This is a genomic window from Acidiphilium sp. 20-67-58 (genome assembly GCF_002255515.1).
Classification (GTDB): domain Bacteria; phylum Pseudomonadota; class Alphaproteobacteria; order Acetobacterales; family Acetobacteraceae; genus Acidiphilium.
The window spans coordinates 1-14,199 of sequence record NZ_NCAS01000033.1; the positions used below are offsets into that span (position 1 = coordinate 1).

Sequence of the window (14,199 nt, forward strand, 5' to 3'; positions counted from 1 at the left end):
ATTTCCTCGCTGGTATTTGCCTCGTCCTCGCCGTCACATCTTGGATCAGTTGAGTCCAGAGCCTAGAGCATCATCCGATCAGATGGAATCATCTGATCGAATAAAGATGCTCGACTTATCAATATGCTAGAGCACTACATCCGATCCAATCGGATCGGAAAGTGCTCTAGCGCGGGGGCGGCGGAGCAATCCCCAGCCGCGCCAGCAGCCTTGCATCCCCGGGTGTGACGACATCCGCCAGCGTATAGCGGTCGAACACCGCGAGCAGTGCCGCCTGCGCCTCGTTCATCACCCCGTGCAACCCGCAACAGCCGCCGATCGCGCAGGCCCCGCCCTCCTGGCAGGTCACCAGCGCGAGGCTCGGCTCCATCGCCCGCACCACCTCGCCGAGCCCGATCCGCTCTGCCGGCCGCGCGAGCCGCATTCCGCCATTGCGGCCGCGAATGGTCTCGACCAGCCCTTTCTGGCCGAGCGCGTGCGCCACCTTGGTCAGATGGTTCTCCGAAATCCCGTAGGCGGAAGCCACTTCCGGGATCGACGCATGATCGTCCGGCCGCAACGCGAGGAAAATCAGCGCCCGCAGGCCGTAATCGGTGAACATTGTGAGATGCATTCACCACCCCTAACGCCGCCGCCGCGCCGGATCAACGAAATTGCATTTCCTCGGCGTGGATCTGCGCCGCCGGCACGCCATGACGTCGCGCCGTCGCGACCACCGCCTCGACCAGACGCGGCGGGCCGCAGACATAGACATCCGGCTTGTTCGCGGCTGTTGCGAGGAATCTGTCGAGCGCCTCGGCCGCAGTGCCGACGAACCCCGCCCAGTCGCCCTCCGGATGCCAGATCGCGGTGGTCACCGCGAGGGCGGGCAGCTGTGTGGCGAGATCGGCGATCTCCGCGGTCGCGAACAATTCCGCCTCGCGATTGGCGCCGAACATCAGGTGCGTCTCCTGCATGTCCTGGAAGTCGGCGAGATGGCGCAGCATCGAGAGCAGCGGCGCGAGGCCGCAGCCTCCGCCCACGAGGCAGCGCGGCCGCGGGCTCGTGTCGTCGAGGGTGAACCGCCCGAGCGGGCCGCGCAGCGAGAGCGCATCGCCCGGCTTCGCCCCGGCGCCGAGCCAGGTCGAGAACGCCCCGCCCGGCACGAGCCGGATCAGGAACTCCATCCGCCCGTCCCAGTTCGGCAGGTTGGCCAGCGAATAGGCGCGGCGGATCCCGGCGCCCGGAATCGCCACCTCCATGTATTGGCCCGGCACGAAATCAGCGGCCTCGCCGTATTCGGCGTCCGGCAGCAGGCGCAGGACGAGCGAAACGGCGCTCGCCCCCGCCGGCGCGATCCGCTCGATCACCGCCTCGCGCGTCGGCGCGCGGTGCCGCAGGATCGCCGACTCGGCATAAGGCAACGCCACCGTCATGTCGGAGGTCGGGCGGCACTGGCAGAGCAGCACGTCGCGGGTCATCGTCTCGCCAGGCTGCCCGCCGGCATCGTGGTCGCCGCTGGCGATTTCGGCGCGGCACAGGCCGCAACTGCCCTCATGGCACATCGAGGGCAGGAACAGCCCGGCTGCCTCGGCGGCGGCGAGCACGGTCTCGCCCGGCGGGCAGATGACGCCGAGGCGTGCCCCGTCGCGCGTGAAAAGGGTGATGTCGCTCATTGTTCGGTTCCTGGCGGTTCCTGGGGGTCGATCCCCGGTTCGGATGCGGATGCGGATGCGGGGGCCGGGGCGGCGCGTGGCCGTCCCGGCTTGTGATCGTTAGAGCACTTTCCGATCCTTCCGGATCGGATGTAGTGCTCTATCTTTTTGACAAATAGAGCATCTTTATCCGATCAGATGATTCTATCTGATCGGATGATGCTCTAGGCCGCCGCCTTCGGCGCGAGTGCGTCGGCGATGTCGGCCTCGGCCGAGGTGATCGGCCGCACCCCGAAGCGGTTGACCAGGATGTCGAGCAGCGCCGGCGTCAGGAAGCCCGGCAGCGTCGGCCCAAGCCGGACATTGCGCACCCCGAGTGCCAGCAGCGTCAGGAACACCGCCGCCGCCTTCTGCTCGAACCACGAAATCACCAGCGACAGCGGCAACTCGTTCACCCCGCAGCCAAAGGCCCCGGCCAGCGCCTGGGCGATCACCAGCGCCGAATAGGCGTCGTTGCACTGGCCGATATCGAGCAGCCGCGGCAGCCCGCCGATCGTGCCGAATTCGTGCGTGTTGAAGCGGTACTTGCCGCAGCCCAGCGTCAGCACCACCGTGTCGCACGGCGCCTGCTCGGCGAACTCGGTATAGTAGTTGCGGCCGGGGGCAGCGCCGTCGCAGCCGCCGATCAGGAAGAAATGCCGGATCGCGCCGGATTTCACCGCGCCGATCACCTGCTCCGCCGCCCCCAGCACGGCCTCGCGCCCGAAGCCGGTGGTCACCGTCCGCTCCGGCCCGGTGCGGCTGAACCCCGGCAGCGCCTTCGCCGCCTGCACCACCGGCGCGAAATCGCCATCGGCGATGTGCCGCAGCCCCGGCCAGCCCACCGGCCCGGCGGTGAAGATGCGGTTGCGATAGAGCGGCTGCGGCTCGATCAGGCAGTTCGATGTCATCACGATCGGGCCGGGGAAGGCGGCGAACTCGGCCTGCTGGTTCTGCCAGGCGGTGCCGTAATTGCCGGCGAGATGCGGATAGGCGTGCAGCTTCGGATAGCCATGCGCCGGCAGCATCTCGCCATGGGTATAGACGTTGATGCCGGTCCCCTTCGTCGCTTCCAGGATCGCGTGCAGGTCGCGCAGATCATGCCCCGACACCAGGATCGCCTTGCCCTCGACCGGCGTGATCCGCACCGGCGTCGGCACCGGCGTGCCATAGGTGCCGGTATTCGCCGCATCCAGCGCTTCCATCACGATGAAATTGATGCGCCCGAGCGCCAGCGCCTCCTCCAGCATCGCCTCGAGATCGACCGGATCGCCGGCGAGCAGGTCGAGCACCCGCGCCACCCCTTCGGCGATCGCCGTGCGGGTCTCGCCCAGCACCTCGGCATGATGGGCATAGGCGGCAACCCCCTTGAGGCCATAGAGCAGCAGGGCGCGCATGCCGATCACGTCCTCGCCCGCCGCTTCGGCGCCGGCGCGCACGCTGGCGACATGCGCCTGCGCCAGCAGCCCCACCAGCGAATCGGCGGGCACGAACGACGCCGGCCCGCCCGGCACCTCCGGCGCCTGCCCGGCCGCGCGCGCCGCCGCCGCATGGGCGTCGCGCAGCCGGTCGCGCAATTGCGCCGCCCGCGCGATCATCTCGACGAAGCGGGTCCGGTTGAAATTCACATTGGTCAGCGTGGTGAACAGCGCATACAGCACGAAACTGTCCGCCGCCTCGTCCCGCTGCCCGAACGCCTGCAACCGCGTCAGATACTGGCCGATGCCCTTGAGCTGATGGATCAGCACATCCTGAAGGTCGGCCGTCGCCTCGTCCTTGCCGCACACACCCTTCGCCCCGCCGCAGCCGGCGGCCCCGGTCTCGGAGTGCATCGTCTGTTCGCACTGAAAGCAAAACATGAAATCCGGTTCCCTTCGCTGGTGATCCTCCCGGGCGGGGCCGTGCGGCCGGCGCCAAAAGGCTCATTTCAAATGACTGTTAAAATCCGCCCCTGCCTTGATCTGGATCACGCGGGCGCATGATCAGGTCGCCTGCATCACGCGGGCGCGCGATCAGGTCGTCCGCTTGCGAAACAGCCAGGCGGCGAGGCCAAGATTGACCGCGCCGATCGCCGCCATCGGCCAGAGCTGCCCGGCGAGCGTTGCGAATCCCGCCCCTTCGAGAAAGGTCGCCCGCACGATCACCAGCATGTAGCGCAGCGGATTGACCAGCGTGATCCGCTCGACCCAGAGCGGCATGTTGGCGATCGGCGTGGCGAAGCCCGACAGGATCACCGAGGGCACCATGAACAGGAACGCGCCGAGCAGCGCCTGCTGCTGCGTTGCCGAGACCGCCGAAATCGCCAGCCCCACGCCGGTGACGGCGGTGACGAACAGCAGCAGCCCGGCATAGAGCGCGCCGATACTCCCGCGCAGCGGCACATGAAACCAGAACACCGCGGCGAGCACGATCACGCTCGCCTCCACCATGCCGATCAGCAGCCCCGGCACGCTCTTGCCGATCAGGATGTCGAGCTCTGTCAGCGGCGTGACCAGCAGCTGGTCAAAGGTCCCCGCCTCGCGCTCGCGCGCGACCGACAGCCCGATCACCACCAGCGTCACCACCTGGGTGAGCAGCGCCACGATCCCCGGCACCACGAACCATTGCGAGCGCAGCGCCGGATTGTAGCGCGCCCGGATCACCACATGCGCCGGCGGCCCGCGCCCGCCGCGCGCCGCCCGCCACGCATCGTCGAAGCCGGTGAGGATGGTGTTCGCATACCCCTCGATGATCAGCGCGGTATTGGAATTCCGCCCATCGACGATCACCTGCACCGGCGCCGCCCGCCCGCGCAGCAGGTCGCGGGTGAAATGCCGGCCGATCACCAGCACCATCTGCACCGCGCGGGAATCGATCAGCGCGTCGATCCGGTGATCGCTGTGCAGCGTGTCCGCCAGCGCGAAAGCGGGCGCGCCGAGAAACCGCGCCACCAGCTGCCGCGACGCCGCGCTGCCATCCTGGTCATAGATCGCGACCGGCACGCGGTTGAGATCGAAAGTCGCGGCATAGCCGAACACCATCAGCTGGATCAGCGGGGCGGCGAACAGCACCACGCGCCCCCTGCGGTCGCGCAGGATCGCCTGCAACTCCTTGATGACGAGGGCGATGATGCGCGCCATCCCGCCTAGTCCAGCCGCTTGCGCGCCAGCGCCCGCGCGAGGGCGAGAAAGATCGCCGCCAGCAGCGCGAGATACGCCGCATTGGGCAGGATGACGCTCCACACGTCGCCGGCGAGGAAAACCGATTGCAATATCGCAATGAAATACCGCGCCGCCACCACATGCGAAATCGCCTGCACGAAGCCCGGCGTGCTGTGCAGGTCGAACACGAAACCCGACAGGATGAAGGCCGGCAGGAAGGTGGTGATCAGCGCGATCTGCCCGGCGACGAACTGGTTGCGCGCCACCGTCGAGATCACCAGCCCCATGCCCAGCGTCGCCAGCATGAACAGCGCGGCGCAGAAGGTGAGCACGACGATCGAGCCGCGCAGGGGCACGCCGAACAGCAGCACCGCGATCGCGACGGAGCCGAACATCCCGCCCATGCCGAGCGCGAAATACGGCACCAGCTTGGCGATCAGGATGTCGCGCAGCGTCACCGGCGTCACCATCAGCGCCTCCATCGTCCCGCGCTCCCATTCGCGGGCGATGACGAGGGCGGTCAGCAGCGCGCCGGTCAGCGTCATGATCAGCGCGATCAGCCCGGGGATGAGATAATGCCGGCTGTTGACCGAGGGGTTGAACCGCACAAGCGGGCGGATATCGAGCGGGATCGGATCGCCCGTCCCCTGCCGCGCCGCCGTCGCCACCACCCACAAGGCCCAGACCTGCCGGACATAGCCCTCCACCAGCCGCGCGGTATTGGCGTCGACCCCGTCGATGACGATGCCGACCGGCGCGCCCCGCGCCGTGCGCGCCTGCCGGCCGAAATCGACGCGCAGCCAGACGATGCCGCTCACCTTGCCCGCCGCCATCGCCCGCTCCGCCGCCTGGCCGCTCTGATAGCGGTGCGGCGCGAAATAGCGCGAGCGGTCGAACCCGGCGACGAAGCTCGCCGCCAGCGCCCCCGGCTGCTCCACCACGATGCCGAGCGGCACCCGCCGCGCATCCAGCGTCACGCCATAGCCGAACAGCCAGAGCAGGATGGCCGGCAGCAGGAAGGCGATCGCCAGCGCGGACGGGTCGCGCATGATCTGCACCACCTCCTTGCGCATCAGCCCGCGCACCCGCCGCCGTGCCGCGCCGTTCATGCCGCCTTGCCCCCGGTCTCCGCGCCAAACTCCGCGCCGGTCTCCGCGCCGTTCTCCGCGCCGGTCGCCTTGCCGATCACGGCAATGAACGCATCCTCCATCGTCGGGTCAGGCCGGCTCGCGTCCGCCGCCCCGGCGCGGATCGCATCCGGCGTGCCCTCGGCGAGAATCCGCCCCTGCGCCATGATCACCAGCCGGTCGCAATACTCGGCCTCTTCCATGAAATGGGTGGTGACCAGCACCGTCACCCCCGCCTCCGCCAGCGCGCCGATCCGCCGCCAGAACTCCCGCCGCGCCAGCGGATCGACACCCGAGGTCGGCTCGTCGAGAAACAGGATGTCCGGCGCGTGCATCAGCGCTGCGGCGAGGGCGAGGCGCTGGCGATAGCCGAGGGCGAGGTCGCGCGCGGCGGCGTCGCGCATCGCGCCGAGCCCGAATTCCGCCATCGCCCAGCCGATCCGCGCCGCCCGCCGCCCGCCGCGCAGCCCGTAGGCGCTGGCGAAGAAGGCGAGGTTCTGGCCCACGGTAAGATCGCCATAGAGCGAGAATTTCTGCGCCATGTAGCCGATCCGCCCGCGTGCTGCCGCCGCCGCGCGCCTGAGGTCGTAGCCGGCGACGTCGAGCCGCCCGCCGCTTGCCGGCAGCAGGCCGCACAACATGCGGAACGTGGTCGATTTCCCCGCCCCGTTGGCGCCGAGCAGGCCAAATATCTCGCCTCGCCGCACCTCGAAGCTGATGGCGTCGACGGCGATGAAATCGCCGAACCGCCGCGTCAGCCGCTCCACCGCGATGACGGTCTTCGCCGCCCCGCTCGCCGGAGCCGGCAGGGCAGGGGCGGCGGGCGCGCCCGTCCGCGCCGTGCCGCGCGCGCGCAGCAGCGCATCGACGAACCCGTCCTCGAAGCGCGGCGCCGCCGCCACGAGGTCGATCCCCGGCGGCGTCTGCCAGGAGGCCGCCTCGCTCACCACCCGCACGAACCGCCCCTCGATCACGGTGTCGATCACCCCGGGCGTCGCGGCAAGGACCGCCTGCAACCGCCGCCGCCCGCCCTCCCGTGCGGCGGCGCGAAAAATCCGCCCCGCCATCGGCGCGGTGAAGCGCTCCGGCGGGCCCTGCGCCAGCAGCCGCCCCTCGTGCAGCAGCAACACATCGCGGCAGCGCGCCGCCTCGTCGAGATAGGCGGTGCTGAACAGCACCGTCACCCCCTCGCGCGCGGTCAGCCGGTCGATGATCTCCCACAATTCCCGGCGCGAGACCGGATCGACCCCCACGGTCGGCTCGTCGAGCAGCAGCAGCCGCTTCGGCTGCACCAGCGTGCAGGCGAGGCCGAGCTTCTGCTTCATCCCGCCGGAAAGCCGCCCCGCCCGCCGCGCCGTGAAGGGCGCAAGCCCGGTCATCGCCATCAGCGTGGCATAGCGCGCCTCCCGCGCCGCCGCCGCGACCCCGTGCAGATCGGCATAGAGGTCGAGATTCTCCCGGACCGTCAGCTCCTCGTACAGCCCGAAACGCTGCGGCATGTAGCCGATTTCCCCCTGCACCGCGAGCGGATCGCGCCGCACATCGATGCCCAGCACCTCGATCCCGCCGCGATCCGGCCGCAGCAGCCCGGCGATCAGCCGCATCAGCGTGGTCTTGCCCGCCCCGTCGGCGCCGATCAGCCCGGTGATCCCGCCATGCGCCACCGCGGCGCTGACCTCCTCCACCGCGTCGACCACCCGCCCGCCGCCGCCGAACCGCCGGCAGACCCGGTCGAGGCGCAGCGCCGGCGCGTCATCGCCCGCCATCATGCCCGCCCCCGCAGCCGGCATCCCCCGTCACCGCCGCCGCCGTCCCGATCCGCACCGTCGCCGGCATGCCGAGCCGCAGCTGCCCGCGCGGATCACAGACATAGACGCGGATGCGATAGACCAGCGCCGTGCGCAGGTCCGGGCTTTCGATCGTGCGTGGCGTGAACTCGGCGCTCGGCGAGATGAACCCGACCCAGCCGCGATAGCGCGTGCCGGGAAAACTGTCGGTGCTCACGCTCGCCGCCATGCCGGGGCGCAGCCGCCCGAGCGCGGTTTCCGGCACATAGGCGCGCACCCAGAGCGGGGAGGGCAGGGCGATGGTGAACACGGGCGTTGCCGGCGAGGCCATGTCGCCGGTCTCCAGGATGCGGTCCTCGATCACGCCATCCTGCGGCGCGCGCAGTCGGGTCTCGTCGAGATTGCGCCGGGCGAGGGCGACGGCGGCGCGCGCCGCGTCAAGGGCGGCGCGGGCGGCGGCGATGTCCTCCGCCCGCGGCCCCTTCACCGCGAGGAGATAGGCCTGGCGCGACGCGGTATATTGGTCGCGCGCGCTGCGGAAGGCGGCGCGGGCATTGTCCCGGTCCTGCAGGCTCGCGGCGTGCCGGCGGCTGAGGGTGGCGAGCCGGCGATAGGCGAGCCCCGCATTCTCCGCCTGTGCGAGCAGCGCCTGCATGGTCGCCCGCGCCTGCGCGATCTCCTCCGGGCGGGAGCCGGCGAGCAGCTTCGCCAGCGCCGCCTTGCGCCCGGCGAGATCGGCCTCGGCGGCGGCGAGGGCATCCTGATACAAGGTCGCATCCAGCGTCGCGAGCAGCTCACCCCGCCGCACCGGCGCGCCCTCCTGCACCAGCAGCCGCGTCACCCGCCCGCTCACCTCGAAGGCCGGCATCGTCTCGCGCAGATCGACATTGCCATAGAGAACGAGCGCGGTGCGGCGCGGCGTCCGGTCCAGAAGGAACATCACCGCCGCGAGCGCGGCAGCCAGCAGCACCGCCGCAAGAGCAAGGCGGGCGGTTCGCGGCGGCAGTTTCGGCACCGAGCGTCTCCTTCCGGATGGCGTGTTGCACGACCGATCCTGGAAGCCGGGCCGTATCTCCGCATTGATCCCGATCAATCCGCGCGGGACCAGACACGAAGAAGGCGGGCGTGGCCTGGCCACGTCCGCCTTTCGTCATCCTCACGGCCCCGGAAGGGCCGTCATCCTCCGGCCCCGGAGGGGCCGGGATAGCCAGGGTCTCAGTTACCCGCGAACGGGGTGAAGCCCGGCGAGGTGGTCACCGGCGTCTGCGTCCCGGCCGGGGTGCCGGCGGTGGCGCTGTTGCCGAACGTCACGGTGGGGTTGTGCGAGGCCTCGGCCGCGATCGGCTGGCTGTTGGCCTGCAGCTGGCCCGCCATCGCGCTGCCCGCCGTCATCACCGTCAAACCTGCAACCGCCGCCATGATCTTCATTGTCTTCGTCATTGATCTTCTCCTTGTCGCGGAAGGCTCGTTGTCCGTTCCGTCGGTTTCCGCCGGCAGGGAGCAGCCGGCTTACGGAGTTGGAGATGGGCCTGTGTGACGCTTCGATGAACCTCCGGACTTTCAATAACATTCATGCGCGAATTGTATCGATCCGCGCCTTGCGCCCGATCAGGGCAACACCAGCTCCGCGCGCGCCGCCGCGAGCCGCGCGCCGATATGCCGCGCCACCTCGCTCACCCGCCGGGTCCGGTAGGTATCGGGATGGGCGATCAGCCAGTAGCTGCGGGTAAAGCGGATTTCCGGCAGCAGCCGGCGCAGCTCGGGAAACCCGGCGGCGGCGTAATCGTGCAGGATGCCGATCCCGTGCCCCGCCCGCACCGCCTCCATCTGCCCGACCACGCTGCCGCACTCGAAATGCCGCTCCATGATCCGCCCGAGCGTCGCCGCGTAGTCGAGCGCCGGGCTGTAGGCCAGTTCCTCGACATGGGTGACGAGCAGGTGCCCGGCGAGATCCTCCTGCCGCCGGATCGGCCCGTGCCGGTCGAGATAGGACGCGGCGGCATAGACGCTGAGCGTGTAATCCGCGAGCTTGCGCACCACGAGCCGCCCCTGCTGCGGCTGTTCCAGCGTGATCACCAGGTCCGCCTCCCGCCGCGACAGCGAGAAGGTGCGCGGCAGCGGCACCAGCTGGATCGTCAGCGCCTTGTGCAGCGCCGCCAGCGCGCCAAGCTCGCGGGCGAGGAAATAATTGCCGAGCCCGTCCGGCGCGCCGACGCGCACGACGCCCGAAACCGTCTCCGCCGTGCCCGCCAGCGCAGTGCCGACGCGCAGGAACTCCGATTCCGCCCGCTCGGCGGCGATCAGCAGCGCCTCGCCCGCCCCGGTCAGGGTGCAGCCGCCGGTATGCCGCTCGAACAGCTTCGCCCCCAGCTCCGCCTCCAGCGCCGAAAGCTGCCGCCCCACCGTCGCGTGGTTCAGCCGCAGCTGCCGCGCCGCGCCGAGAATCTGGCCCTGCCGCGCAATCGCGAGAAAAATCCTGATCCGGTCCCACTGCATCGCGCATGACGTTATTTCACGCACATCGATGCCGCAATCCTGGGTGTTGATATGCGGAATTCAAAGCGCGAAAACACATCCCGCCATCAAACAAGACGGAGGACCATTCCATGCCGACCGAGATCCAGCATTTCATCGAGGGCCGCCTCGTGCCGGGCCAGAGCGGCCGCACCGCGCCGGTCTACAACCCCGCCACCGGCGAGGTCGCCGCCCAGGTTCCGCTCGCCTCCGAAGCCGAGATCGCGGCGGTCATCGCCTCCGCCCGCAAGGCCTTTCCCGGCTGGGCCGAAACCACGCCGCTGCGCCGCGCGCGCATCCTCAACCGCTTCCTGCACATCCTCGAAGAGCGCATCGACGATCTCGCCGCGGTGATCTCCGCCGAGCACGGCAAGGTGATCTCGGATGCGAAGGGCGAGGTGCAGCGCGGCATCGAGGTGGTCGAGTTCGCCACTGCCGCCCCGCTGCTGCTCAAGGGCGAGATCACCGAGAATGTCGGCACCAGGATCGACAGCCACTCCGTCCGCCAGCCGCTCGGCGTCGTCGCCGGCATCACGCCGTTCAACTTCCCGGCGATGGTGCCGATGTGGATGTTCCCCGTCGCCCTCGCCTGCGGCAACAGCTTCATCCTCAAGCCCTCCGAGCGCGACCCCTCGGCCGCCCTGCTGCTCGCGCAATGGCTGAAGGAAGCCGGCCTGCCGGATGGCGTGTTCAGCGTCGTGCATGGCGACAAGACCGCGGTTGACGCGCTGCTGACCCACCCGGACATCGCCGCCGTCAGCTTCGTCGGCTCGACCCCGATCGCCCGCTACATCTACGAAACCGCCGCCCGCCACGGCAAGCGCGCCCAGGCGCTGGGCGGTGCGAAGAACCACATGATCATCATGCCGGACGCCGACATGGACCAGGCGGTCGATGCCCTGATGGGTGCGGCCTATGGCTCCGCCGGCGAGCGCTGCATGGCGATCTCGGTCGCCGTCCCGGTCGGTGAGAAAACCGCCAACGCGCTGGTCGAGCGCCTTGCCCCCCGCGTGCGCGACCTGCGCATCGGCCCGGGCACCGATCCCGAGGCCGAGATGGGCCCGCTCGTCACCCGCCAGCATCTCGACAAGGTGCGCGGCTATATCGACGAGGGTGTCGCCGCCGGCGCCGAGCTGGTCGTCGATGGGCGCGATTTCCGCCGCCAGGGCTACGAGAACGGCTTCTTCATCGGCGGCACGCTGTTCGACCGCGTCACCCCGGAGATGAAGATCTACCGCGAGGAAATCTTCGGCCCGGTCCTCTCGGTGGTCCGCGCCGGCAGCTTCGACGAGGCGGCGGGCATGATCAACGCCCATGAATTCGGCAACGGCACCTCGATCTTCACCCGCGACGGTGATTCGGCCCGCGAATTCGCCCACCGCATCCAGGTCGGCATGGTCGGCATCAACGTGCCGATCCCGGTGCCGATGGCGTTCCACTCCTTCGGCGGCTGGAAGGCCTCGCTGTTCGGCGACCACCACATGCACGGGCCGGAAGGCGTGCGCTTCTACACCAAGCTCAAGACGATCACGACCCGTTGGCCCACCGGCATCCGCGCCGGCGCCGAATTCGTGATGCCCACGATGAAGTAATGCAGGCTCACGCCTGACCGTGGGGCGGCCCGGATCCCCCGATCCGGGCCGTTTCCATGTCCGCCCCGCCAGGCCCGGACCCCAGAGCATTATCCGATCAGATGACTCCATCTGATCGGATAATGCTCTGCCCTACCGCCAGTCCCCTTCGTCCCTGCCTTCTTCCACATCCGCCTCCTCGCGCTCATCTTCGCGCCGGCCAGCCGCCGCGCCGAGCGGATACTCGACCTCCGCCGTATAGGCCGGATGATCGGCGCTGAGCTGCGAGCTGAACAGGATCATGTGCTCCACCCCGATCGGCGGCGAGCGGTAGAGATTGTGGCTCTGCACGAATTCGGCGAAGCGCGGCCCCACCGGCAGGTCCATCCGCGCCAGCGTCACGTGCGGGGCGTAGCGCCGCCGCTCCGGCGCCAGCCCGATCCGCCGCAGCGCGGTCTCGATCTTCGATTGCAGATGCAGCAAGGCCGGGTTCCGCTCGACCCCGATCCACAGCGAGCTTGCCCGGCCGCCCTTCTCGAACCAGCCGGCGCCGGCGAGGGTGAGCGGAAACCCCGGCGCGCGGATCGCGGCGAGCGCGTGGTCGATCTCCTCGGCCTGAAGCCGCCCGGTCTCGCCGATGAAGCGCAGCGTGATGTGCATGTTCTGCGCCGGCACCCAGCGCGCCCCCGGCAGGTTGAAGGCGAAGCCGGCGAGCGTCTGCCGGATCTCCCGCGGCAGGTCGAGGGCGATGAACAGTCGCATGGGAATGCCCTCCTCTCGGCGCGCATGGTGGGCGGCGCGCCGCGGCGGGTCAAGCTCAGGCGGAGGAGGCCTCCGCCGCCTGCCGCGCCGCCAGCCCGAGCATCAGGCCGATATTCTGCACCGCCGCCCCCGCGGCGCCCTTGCCGAGATTGTCGAGCCGCGCCACCAGCACCGCCTGGCTCTCCGCCTCGTTCTCGAAGACGAACAGCTCCATCAGGTCCGACCCCTCGGCCACCGCCGCCTGGACCCGCTGCTCGCAGGGTGTGCGGCGCACCACCACCTGCCCGCCGCCGTCATAGCGCTCCATCAGCGCCGAGCCGATCTCGCGCGCCGTCGGCCGGCCGGGCAGGGCGTCGAGATGCAGCGGGATCGACACCAGCATCCCCTGGCGGAAATGCCCGACCGAGGGCACGAAGATCGGCCGCCGCGCGAGCCCGGCATGGGCCGCGATCTCCGGCAGGTGCTTGTGGTTGAGCGACAGCGCATACAGCTCGAAGGCCGGCCCGCCCTGCTGCTCATGATCCGCGATCATCGCCTTGCCGCCGCCCGAATAGCCCGACACCGCATTGATCGCGACCGGATGATCCTCCGGCACCAACCCGGCATCGACCAGCGGGCGCAGCAGCGCGATGGCGCCGGTGGCATAGCAGCCGGGATTGGCGACCCGCGGGCTCGCCGCGATCGCCGCCGCCTGTCCCGGCGCGAGTTCGGCGAAGCCATAGGTCCAGCCGGGTGCGACGCGGTGCGCGGTGCTGGCGTCGAGCAGGCGCGGCGCCGCACTGCCCATGCCCTCGACCATCGAGGCCGCCTCGCGCGCCGCCTCGTCCGGCAGGCACAGCACGACGAGATCGACCGCTTCCATCATCGCCCGCCGCGCCGCCGGGTCGCGGCGCCGCGCGGGATCGAGGCTGCGCAGCTCCACCCCCGGCAGCCGGCGCAGCCGCTCCACAATCTGCAGGCCGGTGGTGCCGGCCTCGCCATCGATGAACACGCTCCTGTTCATGGTCCAACACTCCTCGTCCCGCCATGCTGGCACCAAACGCGGCCCTGTGCTAGGCGGGCCTCCAGTCAAACGGAGCCACCCCCCATGTCTGAATCGCAGATCGCGCCGCTCACCCTCAACATCCAGTACACCAAGGACCTGTCCTTCGAGGTGCCCGGTGCGCCCTCGATCTACACGCTTCTCCGCCAGGCCCCGAACGTGAACATCAATCTCGACGTCCAGGTCCAGCGCCTGCAGGACGATGCCGATGTCTTCGAGGTGACCCTGACCACCCGCGCCGAGGCGACCCATCCGGCCCCCGCCGAATCCGGCAACGGCGCCGAAGCCGGCAAGGAAATGACCGTCTTCATCGCCGACCTCGCCTATGCCGGCGTGTTCACCCTGACCGGCATCCCGGAAAACCAGATGGAGCCGGTGCTGCTGGTCGAATGCCCGCGCCTGCTCTTCCCCTTCGCCCGCAACATCCTCGCCGATGTCACGCGCGATGGCGGTTTCCCGCCGGTGATGCTCGGCCCGGTCGATTTCGTCGGCCTCTGGCAGGCCCGCCGCGCCGAGGCCGAGGGCCAGCCGGCCGCCAACGCCTGATCCGGGGCGGCGCCGCCCCCGCGCGCGGCGCCGCACG

13 protein-coding genes are annotated in these 14,199 nt (G+C 69.9%); 2 read left to right on the forward strand and 11 right to left on the reverse strand.

All coding sequences use genetic code 11. The features are described from left to right. Positions 1 to 166: 166 nt before the first annotated feature. From B7Z76_RS12535 to B7Z76_RS12575, 9 genes are all read right to left on the reverse strand, one after another. The gene (locus B7Z76_RS12535; RefSeq protein ID WP_174504207.1) at positions 167 to 613 is read right to left on the reverse strand and encodes an Rrf2 family transcriptional regulator; all 447 of its coding nucleotides are present in this window, start codon (positions 611 to 613) and stop codon (positions 167 to 169) included. A 31-nt stretch (positions 614 to 644) separates the two neighbouring features. Next, on the reverse strand, positions 645 to 1,655 hold the full coding sequence (locus B7Z76_RS12540) for a 2Fe-2S iron-sulfur cluster binding domain-containing protein (protein WP_174504208.1): 1,011 nt from the start codon (positions 1,653 to 1,655) through the stop codon (positions 645 to 647). Positions 1,656 to 1,858: 203 nt separating this feature from the next. Further along, positions 1,859 to 3,532, reverse strand: coding sequence for a hydroxylamine reductase (hcp, locus tag B7Z76_RS12545; RefSeq protein WP_291344280.1), 1,674 nt, complete (start codon positions 3,530 to 3,532; stop codon positions 1,859 to 1,861). A gap of 153 nt (positions 3,533 to 3,685) precedes the next feature. Next, entirely contained in the window at positions 3,686 to 4,792 is a 1,107-nt protein-coding gene (locus B7Z76_RS12550) for an ABC transporter permease (protein WP_291344282.1), read from the reverse strand. A gap of 5 nt (positions 4,793 to 4,797) precedes the next feature. Further along, positions 4,798 to 5,922 (reverse strand): ABC transporter permease, encoded by a 1,125-nt coding sequence (locus B7Z76_RS12555; protein ID WP_174504211.1) that lies wholly within the window; start codon positions 5,920 to 5,922, stop codon positions 4,798 to 4,800. Then, positions 5,919 to 7,709, reverse strand: a complete 1,791-nt coding sequence (locus tag B7Z76_RS12560; RefSeq protein WP_408736376.1) for an ATP-binding cassette domain-containing protein — start codon at positions 7,707 to 7,709, stop codon at positions 5,919 to 5,921. Before B7Z76_RS12560 ends, B7Z76_RS12555 begins: the two co-directional genes overlap by 4 nt. After that, the gene (locus B7Z76_RS12565) at positions 7,693 to 8,742 is read right to left on the reverse strand and encodes an efflux RND transporter periplasmic adaptor subunit (protein ID WP_174504212.1); all 1,050 of its coding nucleotides are present in this window, start codon (positions 8,740 to 8,742) and stop codon (positions 7,693 to 7,695) included. Before B7Z76_RS12565 ends, B7Z76_RS12560 begins: the two co-directional genes overlap by 17 nt. 200 nt (positions 8,743 to 8,942) lie before the next feature. Then, positions 8,943 to 9,167: a hypothetical protein gene (locus B7Z76_RS12570; RefSeq protein WP_174504213.1), complete on the reverse strand. Its 225-nt coding sequence runs from the start codon at positions 9,165 to 9,167 to the stop codon at positions 8,943 to 8,945. Positions 9,168 to 9,335: 168 nt separating this feature from the next. Continuing rightward, entirely contained in the window at positions 9,336 to 10,223 is an 888-nt protein-coding gene (locus B7Z76_RS12575; protein WP_174504906.1) for a LysR family transcriptional regulator, read from the reverse strand. Between the two features lie 110 nt (positions 10,224 to 10,333). Between B7Z76_RS12575 and B7Z76_RS12580 the strand changes: the two genes are divergently transcribed. Beyond that, a complete protein-coding gene (locus tag B7Z76_RS12580; RefSeq protein ID WP_174504214.1) occupies positions 10,334 to 11,833 on the forward strand; it encodes a CoA-acylating methylmalonate-semialdehyde dehydrogenase in 1,500 nt (499 codons plus the stop codon). Between the two features lie 132 nt (positions 11,834 to 11,965). Here B7Z76_RS12580 and thpR read toward each other — a convergent pair whose 3' ends face one another. Both thpR and argC read right to left on the reverse strand, forming a co-directional pair. Next, a complete protein-coding gene (gene thpR / locus B7Z76_RS12585) occupies positions 11,966 to 12,574 on the reverse strand; it encodes an RNA 2',3'-cyclic phosphodiesterase (RefSeq protein ID WP_236656423.1) in 609 nt (202 codons plus the stop codon). 55 nt (positions 12,575 to 12,629) lie between these two features. Beyond that, positions 12,630 to 13,577 carry an N-acetyl-gamma-glutamyl-phosphate reductase gene (argC, locus tag B7Z76_RS12590; protein ID WP_291344288.1) on the reverse strand — a complete coding sequence of 316 codons (948 nt, stop codon included), beginning with the start codon at positions 13,575 to 13,577 and terminating at the stop codon, positions 12,630 to 12,632. Between the two features lie 84 nt (positions 13,578 to 13,661). On the opposite strand from argC, the gene secB reads away from it, so the two are divergent. Continuing rightward, on the forward strand, positions 13,662 to 14,162 hold the full coding sequence (gene secB / locus B7Z76_RS12595; RefSeq protein ID WP_174504216.1) for a protein-export chaperone SecB: 501 nt from the start codon (positions 13,662 to 13,664) through the stop codon (positions 14,160 to 14,162). The last annotated feature ends 37 nt before the right edge of the window (positions 14,163 to 14,199 follow it).

Coding starts and splice junctions, on each gene's coding strand:
- B7Z76_RS12535 (WP_174504207.1), bottom strand. CDS start 613: ATGCATCTCACAATGTTCACCGATTACGGCCTGCGGGCGCTGATTTTC.
- B7Z76_RS12540 (WP_174504208.1), bottom strand. CDS start 1,655: ATGAGCGACATCACCCTTTTCACGCGCGACGGGGCACGCCTCGGCGTC.
- hcp (WP_291344280.1), bottom strand. CDS start 3,532: ATGTTTTGCTTTCAGTGCGAACAGACGATGCACTCCGAGACCGGGGCC.
- B7Z76_RS12550 (WP_291344282.1), bottom strand. CDS start 4,792: ATGGCGCGCATCATCGCCCTCGTCATCAAGGAGTTGCAGGCGATCCTG.
- B7Z76_RS12555 (WP_174504211.1), bottom strand. CDS start 5,922: ATGAACGGCGCGGCACGGCGGCGGGTGCGCGGGCTGATGCGCAAGGAG.
- B7Z76_RS12560 (WP_408736376.1), bottom strand. CDS start 7,709: ATGATGGCGGGCGATGACGCGCCGGCGCTGCGCCTCGACCGGGTCTGC.
- B7Z76_RS12570 (WP_174504213.1), bottom strand. CDS start 9,167: ATGACGAAGACAATGAAGATCATGGCGGCGGTTGCAGGTTTGACGGTG.
- B7Z76_RS12575 (WP_174504906.1), bottom strand. CDS start 10,223: ATGCAGTGGGACCGGATCAGGATTTTTCTCGCGATTGCGCGGCAGGGC.
- B7Z76_RS12580 (WP_174504214.1), top strand. CDS start 10,334: ATGCCGACCGAGATCCAGCATTTCATCGAGGGCCGCCTCGTGCCGGGC.
- thpR (WP_236656423.1), bottom strand. CDS start 12,574: ATGCGACTGTTCATCGCCCTCGACCTGCCGCGGGAGATCCGGCAGACG.
- argC (WP_291344288.1), bottom strand. CDS start 13,577: ATGAACAGGAGCGTGTTCATCGATGGCGAGGCCGGCACCACCGGCCTG.
- secB (WP_174504216.1), top strand. CDS start 13,662: ATGTCTGAATCGCAGATCGCGCCGCTCACCCTCAACATCCAGTACACC.